Below are 22,052 nucleotides of genomic sequence, written 5' to 3'. Positions count from 1 at the left end.
TCAGGCGAAATAACTCAGAAGCGAATTGATCACCGTACGCTGGTTCACCGGCGCGAGGTTGTAGAACAGGGGCAGGCGGAGCAGACGTTCGCTCTCTTTGGTGGTGTAGCGGTCTTCACCGGCAAACATCCCGAAGGCTTCGCCAGCCGGGCTGGAGTGCAGCGGAATATAGTGGAATACCGCCATAATTTCCGCCTCTTTCAGCCAGGCAATCAGCTTGCTGCGATCGTCGTTATCGCGCAGCTTGATGTAGAACATGTGAGCGTTGTGGATGCAGTCTGCCGGAATAGTCGGCAGTTCAATACGTCCGGCTTTTGCCAGCGGCTCCAGCGCGTCGTAGTAGGTTTGCCACAGGGAGAGGCGTTGCAGATTGATGCGCTCTGCCGCTTCCAGCTGCGCCCAGAGATACGCGGCCTGCAAATCCGCCATCAGGTAACTTGAGCCGATATCGCGCCAGGTGTACTTATCCACCTGACCGCGGAAGAACTGGCTGCGGTTGGTCCCTTTTTCACGGATCACTTCCGCACGCTCCACCAGGGCACGATCGTTAATCAGCGTCGCGCCGCCTTCGCCGCCTGCGGTGTAGTTTTTGGTTTCGTGGAAGCTAAAGCAGCCGATATGACCAATGGTGCCCAGCGCGCGCCCTTTGTAGGTGGACATCACGCCCTGCGCGGCGTCTTCCACCACAAACAGGTTGTGCTTTTTAGCGATGGCCATGATGGTGTCCATCTCACAGGCCACGCCCGCGTAATGCACCGGCACAATCGCCCGCGTTTTATCGGTGATCGCCGCTTCAATCAGCGTTTCGTCGATGTTCATGGTATCCGGACGGATATCCACAAACACGATTTTCGCCCCGCGCAGGACAAACGCGTTCGCCGTGGAGACGAAGGTGTAGCTCGGCATGATCACTTCATCGCCGGGCTGGATATCCAGCAACAGCGCCGCCATCTCGAGCGATGCGGTACAGGACGGCGTCAGCAGCACCTTGGCACTGTGAAAACGTTGCTCCATCCACTGCTGGCAGCGGCGGGTAAAACCGCCGTCGCCACAGAGCTTGCCGCTGCCCATAGCAGACTGCATGTAATCAAGTTCAGTGCCCACAACGGGAGGCGCGTTAAATGGAATCATCTTGTCACCTGTATAACCAGTAGGCGGTGGCGTCGATGCTGGCACCACTCGCAATATAACGTTTAAGCGCAGCGGTGTTGCCCATCTGGGTTGCGACCCGCAGCGTCGATACCTGTTGTTGCTCCGCCCAGTGCAGCGCCGCCTGCATGAGTTTCTCGCCCATGCCGCGCCCGGCTAACAAACCGATGCGCGCCTCGTGCTCGTTGAGCCTGCGAAGCGAAACAAAACCCTGAATCTGCCCCCCGGCAGTACGGAACACCAGACAGACGTGGTCAAACGTGCCTTTGACCGCATTCTCTATCCACCGGGCATAAAAGCGGCCGCTGTCATCGGGCGCATACCAGGGCGCCCGGAAACGGCTCTGAGCGAAGGCCAGCGCCGCCATCTTGCGCAGCGCGGGGATATCCTGCTCCGTTGCAATTTCCGCGCCCGGTGAGGCGTGGAGAGCCACGGTAACAGAGAGATCAACCTCACCCTCAACCAGCCGGAATCCGTGCTGCTGGAGGGCGTCCAGCAGATCGGCGCGGTCCGCCGGGATCTTAGCCTGTACGCGCTGCCAGGCGCTGAAGTCTGCTTCCTGCAACGCAGGGGCATTGTCGCGCAGACGCACTATCGCTGAGGGACGCGCAAAGAATGCGCTTTCCCACTCAAGGGACTCCAGCACGCCGTTGAGGATACTCAACGCCACACGCCTTTGGTATCAACAACATACTGCTGACGTACGGCATCACCGGAAACCGCTTTGAACGCATTGTGATCCACCAGCAGCACCAGCACATCCGCCGTCGCCAGCGCGTCATCCAGGGCGGTAAGGGTGCAGTGACCGGCAAGTTTTGCCGGCAGCGCATGAATATTCGGCTCAACCACCAGCGTTTCACCGCTGTGCCAGGCAGCGATCATTTCGGCAATTTCCATCGCCGGGCTTTCGCGCAGATCGTCAATATTCGGTTTGAATGCCAGACCAAAGCAGGCAATTTTCAGCTCACTGGCGCGTTTGCCGCTGTCGGCCAGGCAATCCGCGACCGTGGCTTTGACCTGGTTGATAACCCAGTGCGGTTTGTGGTCGTTTACTTCGCGCGCGGTGCGAATCAGGCGTGCCTGTTCCGGGTTCTGCGCCACGATAAACCACGGATCGACCGCGATGCAGTGCCCACCCACGCCCGGCCCCGGCTGAAGGATGTTCACGCGGGGGTGACGGTTGGCAAGGCGAATAAGTTCCCAGACGTTAATCCCCTGATCGGCGCAAATCAACGACAGTTCATTCGCAAACGCGATGTTAACGTCGCGGAAGCTGTTTTCGGTCAGTTTGCACATCTCGGCGGTGCGGGAGTTGGTCACCACACATTCGCCTTCAAGGAAAATTTTATACAGATCGCTGGCGCGCGCGGAGCAGACTGGCGTCATGCCGCCAATCACGCGGTCGTTTTTAATCAGTTCCACCATCACCTGGCCGGGCAGTACGCGCTCAGGACAGTAGGCGATATTGATATCGGCCTCGTCGCCCGCCTGCTGCGGGAAGCTGAGATCGGGACGCGCCTCGGCCAGCCACTGCGCCATCTGCTCGGTAGCCCCAACAGGTGAAGTGGACTCAAGGATAACCAGCGCCCCTTTCTTCAGCACAGGCGCAATGGATTTTGCCGCCGCCTCGACGTAAACCATGTCAGGCTCATGATCGCCTTTAAAGGGCGTTGGAACCGCAATCAGGTACGCATCGGCTTCTACCGGCGTGGTGCTGGCGCGCAGGAAGCCACCGTCCACCGCCATTTTCACCACACGATCGAGATCGGGCTCCACGATATGAATTTCGCCACGGTTGATGGTTTCTACCGCGTGCGCGTTGATATCTACGCCAACGACCTGCTTTTGACGAGAGGCAAAGGCCGCCGCAGTAGGCAGCCCGATATAGCCAAGACCAACAACAGAGATGGTAGAAAAACTCATAGCGTTACCCGATTGTGTTTAAGTGCGTGCAAAATACGACCACAAGCCTGCCCGTCACCGTACGGATTGTGGGCCCGGCTCATCGCCTGATACTCTTCATCGTCATGCAGTAAGCGCGTGACCTCTTCGACAATACGACGCGGATCCGTTCCCACCAGACGCACGGTACCGGCAGTAACCGCTTCCGGGCGTTCGGTGGTTTCACGCATCACCAGTACCGGCTTACCGAGTGAAGGCGCCTCTTCCTGAATGCCGCCAGAATCAGTCAGGATCAGCCAGGCGTGGTTCATCAGCCAGACAAATGGCAAATAGTCCTGCGGCTCGATCAGGAGCACGTTTTCCACGTGGCCCAGGATACGGTTGACCGGTTCGCTGACGTTCGGGTTGAGGTGCACCGGATAGACAATCTGCACATCCTCGTTCTGCGCGGCGATTTCAGCCAGCGCGTGGCAGATTTGCTCAAAGCCACGGCCAAAGCTTTCGCGGCGGTGGCCCGTCACCAGAATCGTTTTCTTGCCGTTGTTCAGGAACGGATAGCGCGCAGCAAGTTCTGCCTGAAGCTCGCTGTTAGCCAGCACGCGGTCACGCACCCAAATCAGCGCATCAATGACCGTATTGCCGGTGACGAAGATCTTATTGTCGCTGATATTTTCGCGCAGCAGGTTCTGACGTGAGTTCTCGGTTGGCGCAAAATGGTACATCGCCAGGTGACCGGTGAGGGTACGGTTGGCCTCTTCCGGCCACGGGGAATAGAGATTGCCGGTACGCAGACCCGCTTCAATATGACCAACGGGGATACGCTGATAGAACGCGGCCAGGCTGGTCGCCACGGTGGTGGTGGTGTCGCCGTGCACCAGCACCACATCCGGCTTGAACGACTCCAGAATAGGCTTTAATTCTTGCAGAATACGGCAGGTGATTTCCGTCAGTCCCTGTCCCGGTTTCATTATATTGAGATCGTAATCCGGGACGATAGAAAAGAGGGTTAAGACCTGATCGAGCATCTCACGGTGCTGGGCAGTCACGCACACTTTCGCTTCAATATCAGGATCTCTGGCCAGCGCATGAACCAGAGGCGCCATCTTGATGGCCTCCGGCCTGGTGCCAAATACGGTTAGTACTTTCACATCGATTCTCTTCGATTAGACGATGAAGGCCGCAGCCTTCATCGTAGACGGCGTTCTTAGTTTGTGCGGCGACGCAATAACGCTACGCCAGCGCCAGTCAGTGCGCCCACAATCCCCCACATGATCATCAGGAATGCGCGACGCGGACTATCGCGTTTTACAGGCTCTTCAGGCGTTCTTAAATAACGATAGGTCTGAAAACGCGGGTCCAGCGTTGGACCGACGTTGAGCGTATTGAGCATGGCGCGGTTTTGGTCGTAATCAAGGTCAAAGTCAGGGCCAACGGCCTGGATATTTTCCAGACGTGCCTGAAGCATTGGGCGACCAAGAAGGAACATTTCTGAATCCGGGAGTTCGTCAGCCGGAACATCCGTTTCGCTACGGGAAATATTGTGCTGTTCCGCAATCTTCAGCGCCTGCTCAATATTATGTACGCGACGGGCGAAGATAGCCTTAGCGACCTCTTCCTGACGTTTGACCTGCGCTTTCATCTGAATAGTACGCGCAGCCCAGGCGCCTTTCAGCTCGTCATTCAGATGACTGGCCGCGCGCTGGCTGGCAAAAGCAACGTACTGACGCAACAGGTTATTGGCGTCCGGCGCCGTTTCCGCAATCAGCTTCACGCTGTCGCTAACGTTACGGAGCACATCGCCAGGCATAAACTGAATGTTATTAATCAGGTCATCCAGCAGCGCGGCATCCGCTTTGCTGTTACCGACCATGCGCTGCTTGTAGTAGTCCGTCTGGGACCAGAAATCGCGACGTGTATCCCACGACGCCAGCTGCATCACAAACTCTTTGTAGGATTCATCCATCACCGAAGCCTGATCCGGGGTCGCCAGATTGGCCTTGATATCAAGATTACGCAGGAATTGCTGCTGGGAGTAGTAGCCTCCAAGCATATTCACCGTTGGTCGGTCTGTGATCGCCGTGGCGCTCCACTCTTGTTTTGCAAAGAAGGTGTAGGCAAGCGCTAACAGCGCGAACCCCAGGGCAATCCCCACAATCCACAGTTTGCCCTGCCATAACACGCGAAACAAACCACGAATATCCAGCTCGTTCTCAGTGCCCACTGATTTCGCTCCCGCCAACGGTTGAGTCATCATAGTCCCGGTTTTACTTAGTTAATGTTGTGTTTTTGCCACTGTTCCGACGCATCCTGCGTTTTAAACGTTTAATAAAACGCGCGACTTTCCATGCACGCTTGATGCAGTAACCGTACATGAAAAATGCTAGCAAGAATAATACCAACATTACCCATTCAGGAATGAAATGTGCGTATTCCGCGGCTACGCCAATCGCAGCCAGAATAGCAGCCGCAAGCGTAATCAACACAAATGCCTGACGAGACGTGAAGCCGGCGCGCATAATCAGGTGATGAATATGCTGCCGATCGGGAGAAAACGGGCTCATCCCTTTACGCAGACGGCGGTACATTATAGCGACCATGTCCATCAGCGGGATGGCGATAATCCAGAGAGCCGTTACCGGGCTGATAGGGTGCGTTTTACCCTGCGTGGTTTCCAGCAGGACCCAGATAACCGTAAAGCCAATCAGGGTACTGCCCGCATCGCCCATAAAGACTTTATAGCGACGCCCTAACACACCCAGATTCAGGCAGATGTAAGGCAGGATGGCGGCAATCATGGCAAAGCACCACATTGACAGGCTGTACTGGCCGTCAAACCATAAGATGATGCCGATAGCGCCAAACGAAACAGAGGACAGCCCACCGAGCAGACCGTCTATACCGTCAACCATGTTAAAGGCGTTGATAGCCGCCCACACGGCAAACAGCGTCAGGAAGAAGCCGAATGGCCCAAGCACCAGCTCCCAGGGACCAAACACGTAGCCCAGGCTTCTGAGATAGAGGCCGCCTACCACCATCATAATGATGCCAATGGCCGCCTGTACCGTCGCGCGGAACTTCACGCTGATATCAAAACGATCATCAAGGGCGCCGACCAGTACCAGCACACCGGCACATGCCAGGTAGAGTGCGGCATGGGGGATATAGTAATCCGCGATCCCGAATGTGAAACAGATGCCTGCGTATACCGAAATGCCGCCCACCAGCGGAATAAGCCCCTGATGACGTTTACGGAAGTTCGGTTTGTCCACTAACCCAATTCTTTTTGCTACCTTGCGCGCAATGAACAAAAAACAGGTTGTGAATAAAAAAATACTGATCAGCTCAGTTACAGCAGTGAGTAGATTCACAATGGATTGCTCTCAACAAATGTTAGTCCCGGAAGTATAACCATGAAGCCTCTGCCTCAGAAGGATTAAAGATGGCTCATCACAACTCCCTTTGTATGTTTTTCAATCAATTATTTCTTTGACTGTGCAAACCTTCTTATTGTCGCACCGACAGGTCTAAATTGGGAGTGTGTGGTAATAGCGTATAGTCCATAAATAAAAAACGCCACGTAAAAACGTGGCGTTTACTGGGATTATTTGCGTTACGAGCGTTTCATCATGTCGAAGAAATCGTCGTTCGTTTTGGTCATCGCCAGTTTGTTAATGAGGAATTCCATTGCGTCGATTTCGCCCATTGGATGGATGATTTTACGCAGGATCCACATTTTCTGAAGCTCTTCCTGAGTGGTAAGCAGCTCTTCTTTACGGGTACCGGAACGGTTGTAGTCGATCGCCGGGAAGACGCGTTTTTCTGCGATTTTACGAGAAAGGTGCAGTTCCATGTTGCCTGTACCTTTAAACTCTTCGTAGATAACTTCGTCCATTTTGGAGCCGGTATCGATCAGCGCCGTCGCGATAATGGTCAGGCTACCGCCCTCTTCCACGTTACGCGCCGCACCGAAGAAACGCTTCGGACGATGCAGGGCGTTAGCATCCACACCACCGGTCAGTACTTTACCGGAAGCCGGCACCACGGTGTTGTAGGCACGCGCCAGACGGGTAATGGAGTCGAGCAGGATGATCACGTCTTTCTTGTGCTCAACCAGGCGTTTCGCCTTCTCGATAACCATTTCCGCAACCTGAACGTGGCGAGAAGCAGGCTCGTCGAAGGTAGACGCAACCACTTCCCCTTTCACTAGACGCTGCATCTCGGTCACTTCTTCCGGACGTTCGTCAATCAGCAGCACCATCAGCACACAGTCTGGATGGTTGTAAGCAATGCTCTGCGCGATGTTTTGCAGCAGCATGGTTTTACCGGCTTTTGGCGGCGCCACAATCAGACCACGCTGGCCACGACCAATTGGCGATGCCAGATCCAGCACACGAGCGGTTAAGTCTTCAGTAGACCCGTTACCACGCTCCATGCGCAGACGAGAGTTAGCGTGCAGCGGCGTTAAGTTCTCGAACAGGATCTTATTGCGGGAGTTTTCCGGTTTGTCGTAGTTAACTTCGTTAACCTTCAACAGCGCAAAGTAGCGTTCACCCTCTTTTGGAGGACGAATCTTACCTGAAATGGTGTCACCAGTGCGGAGGTTGAAACGGCGGATTTGGCTAGGGGATACGTAGATGTCGTCAGGGCCGGCGAGGTAGGAGCTGTCTGCGGAGCGGAGGAAACCAAATCCGTCTTGCAGTATCTCCAGCACACCGTCGCCAAAGATATCTTCGCCACTCTTAGCGTGCTGCTTCAGGATGGCGAAAATGATGTCCTGCTTGCGCATACGAGCCTGGTTTTCCAGTCCCATATTTTCGCCGAGAGTGATCAGCTCAGAAACCGGCGTATTCTTTAATTCGGTAAGATTCATAATGGTGTGGGTTCTTAAACTCGGGGTGATTCTCGAACTTAATGTTGTGAATGGTATGGCAGGGTCATCCATGCCTGTTTAGCGGCCATCACCTCATGTCTGTTCGCTGTCTGGTCACAGGGAAAGAACGCAGAACTGAAACGACAAGACGGATTGAGTGACAAGCCCGGAATCTAGCAACTTCACGCACTGTTTAAGTTAACAACGGGAAGTATCGGGTAAAACAAGATTCAAACAACAAGATATGTTTAAAACGTAGTCATAGCTAACTTAGCACGACTAAAGCCGGGCGTCCAGAGCTCGCCGTTAATTAGGCGTTCTGGACGCTCGGCTGAGAAACCTTACGCCAGGTTAGCGTCCAGGAACTCTTTCAGTTGACCTTTGGACAGTGCGCCCACTTTGGTCGCCGCCACGTCACCGTTCTTGAACAGCAGCAGGGTCGGGATGCCACGGATACCGTATTTTGGCGCGGTGCCCGGGTTCTGGTCGATGTTCAGCTTGGCAACGGTCAGTTTGCCCTGATATTCGTCAGCGATTTCATCCAGAATCGGAGCGATCATTTTGCAAGGACCACACCATTCAGCCCAGAAATCAACGAGGATCAGCCCGTCAGCTTTAAGTACGTCCGTGTCAAAACTGTCGTCAGTCAGGTGAATAATTTTATCGCTCATATATAACTCCACAGGAATAAGCCTGGTACGTTGGTTTTGTCTCCACCAACGACGTGTTGATGTCGCATTAACCAACTAAAGGTTGACTTTATTTCACCGGATACGCTTTCGTAAAGCAATAGTAAGCTGATATTCTACCACACTATGAGCAAAACACATTTAACAGAACAGAAGTTTTCCGACTTCGCCCTGCACCCAAAGGTTATCGAAGCCCTTGAAACTAAAGGGTTTCATAACTGCACGCCCATTCAGGCTCTCGCCCTGCCGCTGACGCTGGCCGGTCGCGACGTTGCAGGGCAGGCGCAAACCGGTACTGGCAAAACGATGGCGTTTTTAACGTCAACGTTTCATTATTTACTTTCTCACCCGGCGATTGCAGACCGCAAAGTTAACCAGCCGCGCGCGCTAATTATGGCCCCGACGCGAGAACTGGCGGTACAGATCCACGCAGACGCTGAGCCCCTGGCGCAAGCCACCGGCCTGAAACTTGGCCTGGCCTATGGCGGCGACGGCTACGATAAACAGCTGAAAGTGCTGGAAAGCGGCGTCGATATCCTGATTGGGACCACCGGCCGTCTTATCGACTACGCCAAACAGAACCATATCAACCTCGGCGCAATCCAGGTCGTGGTGCTGGATGAAGCAGACCGCATGTACGATCTGGGCTTCATTAAAGACATCCGCTGGCTGTTCCGCCGTATGCCTGCGGCAAACCAGCGTCTGAACATGCTGTTCTCCGCAACCCTGTCATACCGCGTACGTGAACTCGCATTCGAGCAGATGAACAATGCCGAATATGTTGAAGTAGAACCGGAGCAGAAAACCGGGCACCGCATTAAAGAAGAGCTCTTCTATCCTTCTAATGAAGAGAAAATGCGCCTGCTGCAAACCCTGATCGAAGAAGAGTGGCCGGATCGCGCGATTATCTTCGCGAACACCAAACACCGCTGTGAAGATATCTGGGGTCACCTGGCGGCAGATGGTCACCGTGTGGGCCTGCTGACCGGCGACGTGGCGCAGAAAAAACGCCTGCGCATTCTCGACGAATTTACTCGTGGCGACCTTGATATTCTGGTCGCGACCGACGTGGCGGCCCGTGGCCTGCACATTCCAGCCGTGACGCACGTCTTTAACTATGACCTGCCAGATGACTGTGAAGACTATGTACACCGTATCGGTCGTACCGGTCGTGCCGGCGCAAGCGGTCACTCCATCAGCCTTGCGTGTGAAGAGTATGCGCTGAATCTTCCGGCCATTGAGACCTACATCGGTCACTCTATTCCACAGAGCAAATACAATCCGGACGCGCTGTTGAGCGAGCTGCCGCCACCTAAGCGCCTTACCCGTCCACGCTCCGGCAATGGTCCGCGTCGTTCCGGCGGTGCACCGCGTAATCGTCGTCGTTCAGGTTAAAAAATATGCTCAGCTCCACCTCGCTTTATGCGGCAATTGATCTCGGTTCGAATAGTTTTCATATGCTGGTTGTGCGCGAGGTGGCGGGAAGCATACAAACGCTGACGCGCATTAAGCGCAAGGTCCGCCTCGCGGCGGGCCTGAGCAGCGATAATCACCTCTCCCCGGAAGCCATGGAACGTGGCTGGCAGTGTCTGCGTCTGTTTGCAGAACGTTTGCAGGATATCCCGCTCAGTCAAATTCGCGTTGTTGCCACGGCGACCCTTCGTCTGGCGGTTAACGCTGGCGATTTCATTGCCAGAGCACAGGAAATTCTGGGCTGCCCGGTGCAGGTCATCAGCGGTGAAGAAGAAGCGCGTCTGATTTATCAGGGTGTGGCGCATACGACCGGCGGCGACGATCGTCGTCTGGTGGTCGATATCGGTGGCGCCAGTACCGAACTGGTCACGGGCACAGGCGCGCAGGCGACGTCACTGTTCAGCCTGTCGATGGGCTGTGTGACCTGGCTGGAACGCTACTTTACCGATCGAAACCTTGCCAAAGAGAATTTTGACGAGGCGGAAAACGCGGCGCGTGCGGTCCTGCGCCCGGTCATGGACGAACTGCGCTATCACGGCTGGAAAGTGTGTGTCGGCGCGTCCGGAACCGTTCAGGCGTTGCAGGAAATCATGATGGCACAGGGAATGGACGAGCGGATCACGCTTGCCAAACTCCAGCAGCTTAAACAGCGCGCCATCCAGTGTGGTCGTCTGGAAGAGCTTGAAATAGAAGGGCTGACGCTCGAACGCGCGCTGGTTTTCCCCAGTGGGCTCGCCATTCTGATCGCCATTTTTACTGAACTCAATATCCAGTGTATGACCCTGGCAGGCGGTGCGCTGCGCGAAGGTCTGGTCTACGGAATGCTGCACCAGTCGGTCGATCAGGACATCCGTAGCCGTACGCTGCGTAACGTTCAGCGCCGCTTTATTGTGGATATCGACCAGGCACACAGAGTGAGTCAACTGGCGTCACTGTTTGCCGATCAGGTGAAAAAAAGCTGGGATATTGAACCGTTAAGCCGCGATCTGCTGCTAAGCGCCTGTGCGCTACATGAAATTGGTCTCAGCGTGGAGTACAAGCAGGCACCGCTGCACGCGGCCTGGCTGGTGCGTAATCTCGATTTACCGGGCTATACGCCCGCCCAGAAGAAGCTGCTGGCCACCCTGCTGCTAAATCAGACTAACGCCGTCGATCTCTCTTCCCTTCACCAGCAGAACGCTGTGCCGCCGCGCGTGGCGGAGCATCTGTGTCGTCTGCTTCGCCTGGCGATCCTGTTTGCCAGCCGGCGTCGTGATGATTTGCTGCCAGCCATTACGCTGGCGGCAGACGATGAGAAACTGACGCTGACGCTACCGGAAAACTGGCTTGAGGATCATCCGCTTGGGGCGGAACTGATTGAGCAGGAGTACCAGTGGCAGAGCTATGTGCACTGGGCGCTTGATGTGAAGTGACCCTTTGAAGCGTGCCGGGTGGCGGCTTCGCCTTACCCGGCCTGCAAATAGTTATCCCTTCTCTTTGGCTTTTGCCAGCATCGCGCGAATGTTTGCCACGTTTGCCTGCCCTTTGTGCATACGCTCTTCAGCGGTAATGACTTTACGCTCCTGCTCCCAGATAAGATCGTCCTGAGGCAACTCCAGCAGAAAACGGCTCGGCTCCGGGCGCACCAGCTCACCATACTGACGGCGCTCTTTGCACAGCGTAAACGTCAGCTCCTTCTGCGCACGAGTGATCCCCACGTAGGCCAGACGGCGCTCTTCGTCGACGTTATCTTCATCAATGCTGCTCTGGTGCGGCAATAAGCCCTCTTCCATCCCCACCAGATAGACATAGGGGAACTCCAGCCCTTTCGAGGCATGTAACGTCATTAGCTGAACCTGATCGGCCTCTTCTTCGCTTTCGCCGCGCTCCATCATATCGCGCAGCGTGAAGCGGGTGACCACCTGCGTCAGGGTCATGGGCTCGTCAATCTCAGATCCTTCAAGCATTTCGGTCATCCAGCTGAAGAGCTGGTTAACGTTTTTCATCCGCATCTCGGCTGCTTTCGGGCTGGCAGAGGTTTCATACAACCAGGATTCGTAATCAATGCCGTGGATCAGATCGCGTACTGCCGCCACAGGCTCGCGCTCTGCCAGACGCTGCACCTCACCCAGCCAGTGGGTAAAGCGGGTTAAGGCGTCATAGCCGCGCCCGGTCAGGGTCTGGCTCAGCCCCATATCGAAGCTGGCGGTGAACAGGCTTTTGTTGCGGGTCATCGCCCATTCACCCAGTTTTTGCAGCGTCGCAGAGCCAATCTCGCGTTTCGGCGTGTTCACGATGCGCAGGAAAGCGCTGTCGTCATCCGGGTTGGTCAGCACGCGCAGATAGGCCAGCAGATCCTTGATTTCCGGACGCGAAAAGAACGACGTACCGCCGGAGATTTTGTAGGGAATCCGGTTCTGCATCAGCATCTTTTCAAAGACGCGCGACTGGTGGTTTCCGCGATAGAGGATCGCATAATCCTTGTATTCAGTTTTGTTGACGAAGTGATGGGCAATCAGCTCGCCCGTTACGCGCTCCGCTTCGTGCTCTTCGTTGTTGGCGCTGAGCACTTTCAACTCGGTGCCGTAACCCAGTTCGGAGAACAGGCGCTTCTCAAAGACGTGCGGGTTATTGGCAATCAGGATGTTCGCCGCCTTCAGGATGCGCCCGGAAGAACGGTAGTTCTGCTCCAGCTTAATCACCTGCAACGCCGGGAAGTCTTTGCTCAGTAGCACCAGGTTTTGCGGACGCGCGCCACGCCATGAATAAATCGACTGATCGTCATCGCCTACGACGGTAAAGCGTGCACGCTGCCCTACCAGCAGCTTCACCAGCTCGTACTGGCTGGTGTTGGTATCCTGGTATTCATCCACCAGCAGGTAACGGATTTTGTTCTGCCAGCGCTCGCGTACCTCTTCATTCCGCTGAAGCAGCAGCGTCGGCAGCAGGATCAGATCGTCGAAATCCAGGACGTTACAGGCTTTCATATGCGCGTCGTACAGACCGTAGCAGTGGGCAAAGATGCGGTCGCGCTCGCCTTTGGCGCTTGCCGCTGCCTGGGCCGGCGTCATCAGATCGTTTTTCCAGTTCGAGATCGTCGAGATCAGCTGTTGCAACAGCACTTTGTCATCTTCGATCAGCCCTTCCGTCAGCTCTTTAAGCAGCGCCACCTGGTCGGTGTCATCGAAGAGAGAAAAGTTGGACTTCATGCCCAGCGCCGCGTATTCGCGCTTGATAATATCCAGACCCAGCGTGTGGAAGGTGGAGATCATCAGCCCGCGCGCCTCTTTACGGCCCAGCGTCTGGCCGACGCGCTCTTTCATCTCACGCGCCGCTTTGTTGGTAAAGGTGACCGCCGCGATATGGCGCGCCTGGTATCCACAACCCCGAATTAAGTGGGCGATTTTGTTGGTGATCACGCGTGTTTTACCGGATCCCGCTCCTGCCAGCACCAGGCAGGGTCCGGTGACGAATTCGACAGCATGTTGTTGTCCGGGGTTTAAACGCATAAATGGTCACTCAATGAAAGTCGGGAGAGGAGGAAAAACGCGTGGTAGTATACCGACCGTAAACTAGTCGACTCAAGGCACGATCATGGCAAAAACAGCAGCAGCACTGCATATCCTTGTTAAAGAAGAGAAACTGGCACAGGATCTGCTCGAACAGATTAAAAACGGCGCCGACTTCGGCAAACTGGCGAAGAAACACTCGATTTGCCCGTCAGGCAAACGCGGTGGTGACTTAGGCGAGTTCCGCCAGGGCCAGATGGTCCCGGCGTTTGATAAAGTGGTCTTCTCCTGCCCGGTGCTGGAGCCAACTGGCCCTCTGCACACACAATTCGGCTATCACATTATCAAAGTGTTATACCGCAACTAATCAAAAGCCCGGTGCATTGACTCACCGGGCTTTTTTATTTAGGTGTTCCGGCGTTCAGATACCGTCGCCGTATTCGAAGGTGTGATGAATACCGTTGAAGTGCTGATCCATATCCATCGACGGCTTATCGCTGTCTGGCTTACCGACGATGCGCGCCGGGACGCCAGCGGCGGTGGTGTGCGGCGGTACAGGCTGGAGCACAACCGACCCCGCGCCAATCTTCGCGCCGCGTCCGACTTCAATATTGCCGAGGATTTTAGCGCCCGCGCCAATCATCACCCCTTCACGAATTTTCGGATGGCGATCGCCGCTGGTTTTACCGGTACCGCCCAGCGTAACGGATTGCAGGATCGACACGTCATCTTCGATCACCGCCGTTTCACCTACAACAATGCCGGTGGCGTGATCGAGCATGATCCCGCGGCCAATTTTCGCCGCCGGGTGAATATCGACCTGGAAGGTCACGGACACCTGGTTTTGCAGGAAGATGGCCAGCGCGCGGCGTCCCTCATTCCATAACCAGTGGCCGATGCGGTACGCCTGTAAAGCATGGAAGCCTTTGAGATACAGTAGCGGCGTGGAGTATTTATCCACCGCCGGGTCACGCGTGCGCACGGCCTGGATGTCGCAGGCGGCAGAAGCAATCATCTCCGGATCTGCGGCGTAGGCCTCTTCTACCACCTCACGAATGGCAATAGCAGGCATGATAGGGGAAGCCAGTTTATTGGCGAGCATATAGCTCAGGGCGCTGCCGAGATTTTCGTGCTTAAGTAGCGTCGCGTGATAGAAACTGGCCAGCATGGGCTCACAGTCGGCCAAAGCTCGGGCTTCGGCCTTAATATTATTCCAGACGATATCCAGTTCTTCACACGGCATTGCTTGCTCCAGACGATAGTTAATGACCAGCCAGTTCTGCGCTGGCTGGGTCATTCAGGTGACGATACTTCCCGGCTAATTGCTGCTGCGCTCGTCCTTGCGCGCACGACCTAATAAGGTCAATGCTGCCTCGCGCGCATTTTTTCCGCAATACAATACCTGATAAATTTCCTCGGTTATTGGCATTTCGACACCGAAACGGTGCGCCAGTTCGCGAACTTCCTTGGTATTACGATAGCCTTCAACCACCTGACCAATCTTCTCCTGCGCGCTTTTTACATCGCTGCCCTGTCCGAGCATCATGCCAAAGCGGCGGTTACGCGACTGGTTATCGGTGCAGGTCAGCACCAGGTCGCCCAGCCCTGCCATTCCCATAAAGGTGGCCGGATCGGCACCCAGCGCTTCGCCCAGGCGGGACATTTCGGTCAGGCCACGGGTGATCAGCGCAGTACGCGCATTCGCGCCGAAACCGATGCCGTCAGACATCCCGGCCCCGATGGCAATGACGTTCTTCACCGCACCGCCCAGCTGCACGCCGATAAAATCGGGGTTGCTGTACACGCGGAAGCTTTTGCCGCAGTGCAGCAGTTGCTGAAGATCGTCGGAAAATGCCTGGTCGGTGGACGCCAGCGAAATCGCCGTCGGCAAGCCCGCAGCCAGCTCTTTGGCAAACGTCGGCCCGGAGATCACCGCCAGCGGGATCGCTGTTCCCAGCGCTTCGCGGGCAACATCCTGCAACAGACGTCCGGTTTCCGCTTCCAGCCCCTTCGTCGCCCACACAATACGCGCATCCGCACGCATCAGCGGCTTAATCTGACGCAGGACTTCGCCAAACACATGGCTTGGCACCACAATCAAAATATTGCGGCTGGCCGCCAGCGCGGTCGCGAGGTCGCTTTCCAGATACAGGGAGTCAGGGAACGGAACGTCCGGGAGAAACGCCACATTGCAGCGGTCGTGTTGCAACGTCGCGATATGTTTTGGATCGTGGCCCCACAGGACCACGTCGTGACCATTTCTTGCCAGGGTGATGGCAAGAGCGGTGCCGTAAGAGCCGGCACCGATCACAGTCATTGACGCATTAACAGTGCTCATCAGGCATCCTGATGTTGTTCGGTACCTTCGCCAGCCTGCTGCTGTAGATAGTTCATGAACAGCGCATCAAAGTTTACTGGCGCAAGGTTCAGTTGCGGGAATGTACCGCGAGAAACCAGGCTGGTGATGCATTCACGCGCATACGGGAACAGGATGTTCGGGCAGTATGCACCCAGGCAATGCGCCATCTGGTTGCCTTCGATGCCACCGATGGAGAAGATACCGCCCTGCTGAACTTCGCACAGGAATGCGGTTTCTTCGCCCAGAGAGGCGGTCACGGTGACACGCAGTACGACTTCATACACATCATCCGCCAGTTGGGTGGATGCGGTATCCAGATCAAGTTTAACCTCTGGCTGCCAGTCTTTCTGGAAAACGTGCGGCGCATTTGGCGCTTCGAAAGAGACATCCTTGGTGTAGATGCGCTGGATCTGGAAAGTCATCTCGGTGTTGTTTTGTTCTGACATGGAAAAACCCTTTTTAATTGTCCTAAAGTCTCTAGCTCAGCAGCGGATCGAGTCCACCACGGGCGTCGAGCGCATACAAGTCATCACAGCCGCCAATGTGCTGCGCATCAATAAAAATCTGTGGAACCGTTGTGCGACCACTGCGTTGGATCATCTCTTCGCGTTTAATCGCGTCACCATCGATCGGCAGTTCCTTGAACGTTACGCCTTTGCTGGACAGCAGCGCTTTCGCTCGGTGGCAGAACGGGCACGTTGCTTTGGTGTAGATCTCAATATTGGCCATCACTTAACTCCTTATTTACCGCGCACTAAAGGAAGATTCTCCCCGCTCCAGCCGGAGATGCCTTCTTTCAGCACCGTTACGTTTTCAAAGCCTGCTTTATGCAGTGCGTTGGCAGATTCCTGCGCCTGCATGCCAGTGCCGTCAACAACAATAATCGGCTGGGCTTTATGCTTCTCCAGCTCACCAATGTTGTTCGCTTTAATTTCCGCTGGCAGCAGGTTGATAGCACCTGCGATGTGACCCTTGCGGAAATCGTCGCGCTGACGCAGATCGACAACCACGGCGTCCTCTTTGTTGATCAGACGTGTCGCTTCACCGCGGGTGATCACCTTAATTTTAGACGTCAGTCCCTTAAATGTGGTGAACAGTACAGCGACCAGCAGGCCAATCCACGCGATGCTCAGAACCGGGTGGCGGCTAACGAATTGCATAATTTCTTGCATGGGGGGTAACAACTCCCGACTAAGTGATTAAAAAAACCAGGACAGGAGTATACCTGTGCGCTGTGGCAAATACAGCCAGCGACATAAAGCTAATCTATTTTCTGCGGCATGCCACGTAAAAAAAGCCTCAAAATGGCTTGAGAACAGCATTGCCCCCGCGCTTTCTTTGATCTTCTGCGGCTATTTTATCGATTCAGCTGTAGTAAAATTACGCAAATTTTTTGTCTCTTGAGCATGAGGTTGTCGCAATGTCGGTTTCTAAAAAACCTATGGTACTGGTGATTCTGGATGGCTATGGCTACCGTGAAGATCAACAGGATAACGCCATTTTCAACGCCAAAACCCCGGTTATGGATGCGCTATGGGCAAAACGTCCCCACACCCTGATTGATGCGTCTGGCCTGGAAGTGGGTCTGCCGGATCGTCAGATGGGCAACTCTGAAGTGGGTCACGTTAACCTGGGTGCGGGCCGTATCGTTTATCAGGACCTGACGCGCCTGGACGTTGAAATCAAAGAACGTACATTCTTTGCCAACCCAACGCTCACCGGAGCGGTTGATAAAGCCGTTGCCGCAGGCAAGGCCGTTCACATTATGGGTCTGCTCTCTGCGGGGGGCGTTCACAGCCACGAAGATCACATCATGGCGATGGTAGAACTGGCCGCTGAGCGCGGTGCGGAAAAAATCTATCTGCACGCCTTCCTGGATGGTCGCGATACGCCGCCACGCAGCGCAAAAGGTTCTCTTGAAGCGTTTGAAGATAAATTTGCCGCACTGGGCAAAGGCCGCGTGGCGTCCATCGTTGGCCGTTACTATGCCATGGACCGCGACAACCGCTGGGACCGCGTTGAGCAAGCCTATGATCTGCTGACCCTGGCAAAAGGTGAGTTCCAGTTCCCGACCGCCGTTGAAGGCCTGGAAGCGGCTTACGCGCGTGATGAAAACGACGAATTTGTGAAGGCAACCGTGATCCGCGCTGAAGGCCAGGCCGATGCCGCCATGGAAGATGGCGATGCGCTGATCTTCATGAACTTCCGTGCTGACCGCGCGCGCGAAATCACCCGCGCCTTCGTCAACAGCGATTTCGACGGTTTCGCCCGTAAGAAAGTGGCGAAGATCGATTTCATCCAGTTGACCGAGTATGCAGCGGATATCAAAGCCCCATGCGCGTATCCACCCGCTTCCCTGGAAAATACCTTCGGCGAGTGGATGGCGAAAAACGATAAAACGCAGCTGCGCATCTCCGAAACTGAGAAGTATGCGCACGTGACCTTCTTCTTTAACGGCGGCGTAGAAGAGCCGTTTAAAGGCGAAGACCGCATCCTGATTAACTCGCCGAAAGTCGCCACTTACGATCTCCAGCCAGAAATGAGCTCTGCGGAGCTGACCGAAAAACTGGTGGCCGCGATCGAAAGCGGTAAATACGACACCATCATCTGTAACTATCCGAATGGCGACATGGTGGGCCACACCGGCGTGATGGAAGCAGCCGTTAAAGCGGTTGAAGCGCTGGACCACTGCGTTGAGCAGGTCGCGAAAGCGGTTGAATCCGTGGGCGGCCAGCTGCTGATCACCGCTGACCACGGTAACGCAGAACAGATGCGTGATCCGGCAACCGGTCAGGCGCATACCGCCCATACCAACCTGCCTGTTCCACTGATTTATGTAGGTGATAAATCAGTGAAAGCTGTGGAAGGCGGCAAGCTTTCCGACATCGCGCCAACCATGTTGTCGCTGATGGGTATGGAAATCCCTGAAGAGATGACTGGCAAGCCGCTGTTCATCGTGGAATAATCGCTCCCCATGAGGGGAAAGGCGATTTTTTCAATCACATGGGTCGTGAAGCCGCTTCGGTTATCAGTCAGACCTCTGCTTTGCGCCAGCGCACTCAGCGCTGGCGTATTGCTGTGCGCCGCATCCGCCCACGCGGATGACCGCGATCAGCTTAAATCCATTCAGGCCGATATCGCCGCCAAAGAGCGTGCGGTACGTCAGCAGCAACAGCAGCGCGCCACCCTGCTCGCCCAGCTTAAAAAGCAGGAAGAGGCCATTTCCGCCGCCGCGCGTAAGCTGCGTGAAACACAAAACACCCTTGCCCAGCTCAATAAGCAAATCGATGAAATGAACGCGTCGATTGCGAAACTGGAGCGTCAGCGCGATGCCCAGGAGCGGAACCTTGCTGCACAGCTTGATGCTGCTTTCCGTCAGGGTGAGCACACAGGCCTTCAGCTGATCCTCAGCGGTGAAGAGAGCCAGCGTGGTCAGCGTTTACAGGCCTATTTCGGCTATCTAAACCAGGCGCGTCAGGAGACCATTGCGCAGCTGAAACAGACGCGCGAAGAAGTCACCACGCAAAAAGCCGAGCTGGAAGAGAAGCAGAGCCAGCAGCAAACGCTGCTCTACGATCAGCAGGCGCAGCAGGAGAAGCTTGAGCAGGCGCGCAATGAGCGTAAGAAGACGCTCGCCGGGCTGGAGTCCTCTATCCAGGCAGGACAAAGCCAGCTGAGCGAAATGCGCGCCAACGAATCCAGACTGCGTAACAGCATTGCCCGGGCAGAAGCCGCGGCCAAAGCGCGCGCCGAAAAAGAAGCGCGCGAAGCGCAGGCGGTGCGTAATAAGCAGCAGGAAGCCTCCCGGAAAGGCACCACCTACAAACCGACTGAAAATGAACGTTCCCTGATGTCGCGTACCGGCGGCCTCGGCTCCCCGCGTGGTCAGGCTTACTGGCCCGTTCGCGGTACGATCCTGCATCGCTATGGCGAACAGTTGCAGGGTGAGCTACGTTGGAAGGGGATCGTTATCGGTGCGTCTGAAGGTAGCGAAGTGAAAGCCATCGCCGATGGCCGCGTGATCCTGGCCGACTGGCTACAGGGTTATGGGCTCGTGGTGGTGGTTGAACACGGTAAAGGCGATATGAGTCTTTACGGCTACAACCAGAGCGCGCTGGTCAGCGTTGGCACCCAGGTGCGCGCGGGTCAACCCATTGCCCTTGTGGGCAGCAGTGGCGGTCAGGGCCGCCCGTCACTCTATTTCGAAATTCGTCGTCAGGGTCAGGCGGTCAATCCACAGCCGTGGTTGGGAAGATAGGTTTTGCTTCAATTTCGTCGAATTGTTGTTTCCGTAGTCAGCGCACTGGCGCTGGCTGCACCGGTTTATGCAGGCAAACTCGCGATTGTGATTGATGACTTCGGTTATCGACCACACTATGAAAATCAGGTGCTGGCGATGCCGCCAGCCATCTCTGTCGCCGTCCTGCCTAATGCGCCTCACGCGCATGAAATGGCGACCAAAGCGCACAATGGCGGCCATCAGGTCCTCATCCATCTGCCGATGGCCCCCCTCAGCAAGCAGCCGCTGGAAAAAGATACCCTGCGCCCGGACATGAGCAGCGACGAGATCGATCGCATCATCCGCGATGCGTACAATAAAGTGCCGTATGCCGTGGGTCTGAATAACCATATGGGCAGCGCGATGACCTCCAGCCTGTACGGTATGCTGAAAGTGATGCAGGCGCTGGAGCGTTACAATCTCTATTTCCTCGACAGCATGACCATCGGCAACAGCCAGGCGATGCGTGCCGCTCAGGGGACAGGTGTAAAAGTCATCAAGCGCAAAGTATTCCTGGACGACTCCCAGAACGAAGCGGATATCCGCGTGCAGTTCAACCGCGCGGTACAGCTGGCGCGCCGTAACGGTTCGGCGATTGCCATTGGGCATCCGCATCCGTCTACCGTTCGCGTTTTGCAGCAAATGTTGTCGGGCTTACCCGCCGATATTACGCTGGTGCGTCCGAGCGATCTGCTCAATGAACCTCAGGTGGATACTTCTCGTCCGGGTAGCACGCAACCATCCGCAACGCAGCCGCGTAATCCATTCCGCGGCGTGAAGAACTGCACGCTGAAACAGCCGCCTGAACCGGTCTATGCAACCCGCTTCTTCTCGGTGATTGGCGAAAGCATCAGCAGCAGTACACTGGTTAAATACGTCCAGCAACAGTGGCAGGGTTGGGGAAAAAAAGCCTGATCGGCTAACGCCTATTCTGCCAGATAAGAGTCCGACTGCTCTTTTGCAACGGACTCTTTCTTTTCCCGATCCTGATACCAGGCCTTGAAATACTTCAAAAAACTGTACGCCGTGGCATAAAACCCTGTCACCACACCTACTTTGCCCTGACGCCAGGCACCGCTAAACAGATACCATTTGAAAAATGCGCCGATAGCGCTGATCGCGCCGCGACCAAGAGAGGGACGTATCGTCTGATATTGAACCAGGCGAGTGGTATATCCGTTTAATTTATTAAAAAGTTCATGCAGCGAATGAAACGTCTCATGTCTGACATAACCTGGAATACGTTCAGAACGGAGAAAACCTTCAACCTGATCGTCTACTGGCCGGTTATTAAATCGCGACTGCGTACGGTTAAAAAGACGCACCGGATAATCCGGTGATGAGACGGGATAAATCGTTCGGACATTTTCTCCCAAAACAAACCAGTGACGACATATCCGCCACGCCATATCCAGTTCGGGTTCATCGCCCATTTTTAATTCTAAAATAGCATCAACGGTTTCTTGATCGAGTATTTCGTCACTGTCCATGCACAGCACCCAGTCGTTATGCGCATGGGATACGGCATGGTTCATCTGCTCGCCGTGCCAGCTATATTTTTTGAATATGGGCGACAATCCATAACTCTGGCAAATATATATCGTCGAGTCTGTACTTCCGGAATCCACTATAACGAATTCATCTGCTATTTTTAAAAGAGGAGGAATAACATCGTGCAACGTTCTTTCGGAGTTAAACGTTAATAAGCAGACCGTTATTTTAAACATATTTTCACTCTCTCAATAACGACATAAAATTTTTCACTCATACTATCGAATTGAGAAGAGGCGATTAAAGTCTTAAATCGCACTTTTAAAATAAGCGCGTTTAAAATGTTTTCTTG

At 55.0% G+C, this 22,052-nt stretch carries 21 protein-coding genes; 6 read left to right on the top strand and 15 right to left on the bottom strand.

Annotated elements, in window-relative coordinates; all coding sequences use genetic code 11:
• The 8 genes from rffA to trxA all read right to left on the bottom strand — a co-directional run bounded on the left by rffA (position 1) and on the right by trxA (position 8,592).
• Complete coding sequence (gene rffA / locus ACJTMZ_RS19440; RefSeq protein ID WP_032608214.1) at positions 1 to 1,131, bottom strand: dTDP-4-amino-4,6-dideoxygalactose transaminase; 1,131 nt, start codon at positions 1,129 to 1,131, stop codon at positions 1 to 3.
• Positions 1,132 to 1,135: 4 nt separating this feature from the next.
• A complete protein-coding gene (gene rffC / locus ACJTMZ_RS19435) occupies positions 1,136 to 1,813 on the bottom strand; it encodes a dTDP-4-amino-4,6-dideoxy-D-galactose acyltransferase (RefSeq protein ID WP_252011102.1) in 678 nt (225 codons plus the stop codon).
• A complete protein-coding gene (wecC, locus tag ACJTMZ_RS19430) occupies positions 1,810 to 3,072 on the bottom strand; it encodes a UDP-N-acetyl-D-mannosamine dehydrogenase (protein WP_252011104.1) in 1,263 nt (420 codons plus the stop codon). The genes rffC and wecC overlap by 4 nt, the downstream gene beginning before the upstream one ends.
• Entirely contained in the window at positions 3,069 to 4,199 is a 1,131-nt protein-coding gene (wecB, locus tag ACJTMZ_RS19425) for a non-hydrolyzing UDP-N-acetylglucosamine 2-epimerase (protein ID WP_193041783.1), read from the bottom strand. The genes wecC and wecB overlap by 4 nt, the downstream gene beginning before the upstream one ends.
• A 56-nt stretch (positions 4,200 to 4,255) precedes the next feature.
• Positions 4,256 to 5,302: an ECA polysaccharide chain length modulation protein gene (gene wzzE / locus ACJTMZ_RS19420; protein WP_017693953.1), complete on the bottom strand. Its 1,047-nt coding sequence runs from the start codon at positions 5,300 to 5,302 to the stop codon at positions 4,256 to 4,258.
• 13 nt (positions 5,303 to 5,315) lie between these two features.
• Positions 5,316 to 6,419 carry a UDP-N-acetylglucosamine--undecaprenyl-phosphate N-acetylglucosaminephosphotransferase gene (gene wecA, locus ACJTMZ_RS19415; protein WP_001050933.1) on the bottom strand — a complete coding sequence of 368 codons (1,104 nt, stop codon included), beginning with the start codon at positions 6,417 to 6,419 and terminating at the stop codon, positions 5,316 to 5,318.
• A gap of 242 nt (positions 6,420 to 6,661) precedes the next feature.
• Positions 6,662 to 7,921, bottom strand: coding sequence for a transcription termination factor Rho (gene rho, locus ACJTMZ_RS19410; RefSeq protein WP_001054528.1), 1,260 nt, complete (start codon positions 7,919 to 7,921; stop codon positions 6,662 to 6,664).
• A 341-nt stretch (positions 7,922 to 8,262) separates the two neighbouring features.
• The gene (gene trxA, locus ACJTMZ_RS19405) at positions 8,263 to 8,592 is read right to left on the bottom strand and encodes a thioredoxin TrxA (RefSeq protein WP_006812392.1); all 330 of its coding nucleotides are present in this window, start codon (positions 8,590 to 8,592) and stop codon (positions 8,263 to 8,265) included.
• A 144-nt stretch (positions 8,593 to 8,736) separates the two neighbouring features.
• On the opposite strand from trxA, the gene rhlB reads away from it, so the two are divergent.
• Both rhlB and gppA read left to right on the top strand, forming a co-directional pair.
• Positions 8,737 to 10,005, top strand: a complete 1,269-nt coding sequence (gene rhlB, locus ACJTMZ_RS19400) for an ATP-dependent RNA helicase RhlB (RefSeq protein WP_006812393.1) — start codon at positions 8,737 to 8,739, stop codon at positions 10,003 to 10,005.
• 5 nt (positions 10,006 to 10,010) lie between these two features.
• The gene (gene gppA / locus ACJTMZ_RS19395; protein ID WP_017383602.1) at positions 10,011 to 11,495 is read left to right on the top strand and encodes a guanosine-5'-triphosphate,3'-diphosphate diphosphatase; all 1,485 of its coding nucleotides are present in this window, start codon (positions 10,011 to 10,013) and stop codon (positions 11,493 to 11,495) included.
• 51 nt (positions 11,496 to 11,546) lie between these two features.
• On the opposite strand, the gene rep is transcribed toward gppA, so the two are convergent.
• Positions 11,547 to 13,571 carry a DNA helicase Rep gene (rep, locus tag ACJTMZ_RS19390; RefSeq protein ID WP_047734946.1) on the bottom strand — a complete coding sequence of 675 codons (2,025 nt, stop codon included), beginning with the start codon at positions 13,569 to 13,571 and terminating at the stop codon, positions 11,547 to 11,549.
• An 85-nt stretch (positions 13,572 to 13,656) separates the two neighbouring features.
• On the opposite strand from rep, the gene ppiC reads away from it, so the two are divergent.
• Positions 13,657 to 13,938, top strand: coding sequence for a peptidylprolyl isomerase PpiC (gene ppiC, locus ACJTMZ_RS19385; RefSeq protein ID WP_006812396.1), 282 nt, complete (start codon positions 13,657 to 13,659; stop codon positions 13,936 to 13,938).
• Positions 13,939 to 13,992: 54 nt separating this feature from the next.
• On the opposite strand, the gene cysE is transcribed toward ppiC, so the two are convergent.
• The 5 genes from cysE to ACJTMZ_RS19360 form a co-directional block, all read right to left on the bottom strand.
• Positions 13,993 to 14,814 (bottom strand): serine O-acetyltransferase, encoded by an 822-nt coding sequence (gene cysE, locus ACJTMZ_RS19380; RefSeq protein ID WP_022646641.1) that lies wholly within the window; start codon positions 14,812 to 14,814, stop codon positions 13,993 to 13,995.
• Positions 14,815 to 14,889: 75 nt separating this feature from the next.
• Complete coding sequence (gene gpsA / locus ACJTMZ_RS19375; RefSeq protein ID WP_006812398.1) at positions 14,890 to 15,909, bottom strand: NAD(P)H-dependent glycerol-3-phosphate dehydrogenase; 1,020 nt, start codon at positions 15,907 to 15,909, stop codon at positions 14,890 to 14,892.
• Positions 15,909 to 16,376, bottom strand: a complete 468-nt coding sequence (gene secB / locus ACJTMZ_RS19370; RefSeq protein WP_014168079.1) for a protein-export chaperone SecB — start codon at positions 16,374 to 16,376, stop codon at positions 15,909 to 15,911. Before secB ends, gpsA begins: the two co-directional genes overlap by 1 nt.
• Positions 16,377 to 16,407: 31 nt before the next feature.
• Positions 16,408 to 16,659, bottom strand: coding sequence for a glutaredoxin 3 (grxC, locus tag ACJTMZ_RS19365; RefSeq protein WP_003860837.1), 252 nt, complete (start codon positions 16,657 to 16,659; stop codon positions 16,408 to 16,410).
• Between the two features lie 11 nt (positions 16,660 to 16,670).
• Positions 16,671 to 17,102 carry a rhodanese-like domain-containing protein gene (locus ACJTMZ_RS19360; protein ID WP_003860840.1) on the bottom strand — a complete coding sequence of 144 codons (432 nt, stop codon included), beginning with the start codon at positions 17,100 to 17,102 and terminating at the stop codon, positions 16,671 to 16,673.
• 248 nt (positions 17,103 to 17,350) lie between these two features.
• On the opposite strand from ACJTMZ_RS19360, the gene gpmM reads away from it, so the two are divergent.
• Genes gpmM through ACJTMZ_RS19345 form a run of 3 tightly spaced genes read left to right on the top strand, consistent with a single transcriptional unit; the run spans position 17,351 to position 21,124 of the window.
• Positions 17,351 to 18,895: a 2,3-bisphosphoglycerate-independent phosphoglycerate mutase gene (gpmM, locus tag ACJTMZ_RS19355; RefSeq protein ID WP_032646785.1), complete on the top strand. Its 1,545-nt coding sequence runs from the start codon at positions 17,351 to 17,353 to the stop codon at positions 18,893 to 18,895.
• 33 nt (positions 18,896 to 18,928) lie between these two features.
• Positions 18,929 to 20,188, top strand: coding sequence for a murein hydrolase activator EnvC (envC, locus tag ACJTMZ_RS19350; protein WP_026094345.1), 1,260 nt, complete (start codon positions 18,929 to 18,931; stop codon positions 20,186 to 20,188).
• A gap of 3 nt (positions 20,189 to 20,191) precedes the next feature.
• Complete coding sequence (locus ACJTMZ_RS19345) at positions 20,192 to 21,124, top strand: divergent polysaccharide deacetylase family protein (RefSeq protein WP_032620676.1); 933 nt, start codon at positions 20,192 to 20,194, stop codon at positions 21,122 to 21,124.
• A gap of 11 nt (positions 21,125 to 21,135) precedes the next feature.
• On the opposite strand, the gene ACJTMZ_RS19340 is transcribed toward ACJTMZ_RS19345, so the two are convergent.
• Positions 21,136 to 21,936, bottom strand: coding sequence for a glycosyltransferase family 2 protein (locus tag ACJTMZ_RS19340; RefSeq protein ID WP_058700846.1), 801 nt, complete (start codon positions 21,934 to 21,936; stop codon positions 21,136 to 21,138).
• Between the last annotated feature and the right edge of the window lie 116 nt (positions 21,937 to 22,052).

It is taken from the genome of Enterobacter sp. DN (genome assembly GCF_046054285.1).
Taxonomy (GTDB): Bacteria; Pseudomonadota; Gammaproteobacteria; order Enterobacterales; family Enterobacteriaceae; genus Enterobacter; species Enterobacter hormaechei_C.
Note: the sequence above shows the minus strand (reverse complement) of the source record. Positions and strands in the feature narration are given on the sequence as shown.

Excerpts from the sequence above, each read along its gene's own strand:
- wecC (WP_252011104.1), bottom strand. The coding sequence starts at position 3,072 with ATGAGTTTTTCTACCATCTCTGTTGTTGGTCTTGGCTATATCGGGCTG.
- trxA (WP_006812392.1), bottom strand. The coding sequence starts at position 8,592 with ATGAGCGATAAAATTATTCACCTGACTGACGACAGTTTTGACACGGAC.
- rep (WP_047734946.1), bottom strand. The coding sequence starts at position 13,571 with ATGCGTTTAAACCCCGGACAACAACATGCTGTCGAATTCGTCACCGGA.
- ppiC (WP_006812396.1), top strand. The coding sequence starts at position 13,657 with ATGGCAAAAACAGCAGCAGCACTGCATATCCTTGTTAAAGAAGAGAAA.
- grxC (WP_003860837.1), bottom strand. The coding sequence starts at position 16,659 with ATGGCCAATATTGAGATCTACACCAAAGCAACGTGCCCGTTCTGCCAC.
- gppA (WP_017383602.1), top strand. The coding sequence starts at position 10,011 with ATGCTCAGCTCCACCTCGCTTTATGCGGCAATTGATCTCGGTTCGAAT.
- cysE (WP_022646641.1), bottom strand. The coding sequence starts at position 14,814 with ATGCCGTGTGAAGAACTGGATATCGTCTGGAATAATATTAAGGCCGAA.
- wzzE (WP_017693953.1), bottom strand. The coding sequence starts at position 5,302 with ATGACTCAACCGTTGGCGGGAGCGAAATCAGTGGGCACTGAGAACGAG.
- secB (WP_014168079.1), bottom strand. The coding sequence starts at position 16,376 with ATGTCAGAACAAAACAACACCGAGATGACTTTCCAGATCCAGCGCATC.
- gpmM (WP_032646785.1), top strand. The coding sequence starts at position 17,351 with ATGTCGGTTTCTAAAAAACCTATGGTACTGGTGATTCTGGATGGCTAT.
- ACJTMZ_RS19340 (WP_058700846.1), bottom strand. The coding sequence starts at position 21,936 with ATGTTTAAAATAACGGTCTGCTTATTAACGTTTAACTCCGAAAGAACG.
- rffA (WP_032608214.1), bottom strand. The coding sequence starts at position 1,131 with ATGATTCCATTTAACGCGCCTCCCGTTGTGGGCACTGAACTTGATTAC.
- ACJTMZ_RS19360 (WP_003860840.1), bottom strand. The coding sequence starts at position 17,102 with ATGCAAGAAATTATGCAATTCGTTAGCCGCCACCCGGTTCTGAGCATC.
- gpsA (WP_006812398.1), bottom strand. The coding sequence starts at position 15,909 with ATGAGCACTGTTAATGCGTCAATGACTGTGATCGGTGCCGGCTCTTAC.
- rho (WP_001054528.1), bottom strand. The coding sequence starts at position 7,921 with ATGAATCTTACCGAATTAAAGAATACGCCGGTTTCTGAGCTGATCACT.
- rhlB (WP_006812393.1), top strand. The coding sequence starts at position 8,737 with ATGAGCAAAACACATTTAACAGAACAGAAGTTTTCCGACTTCGCCCTG.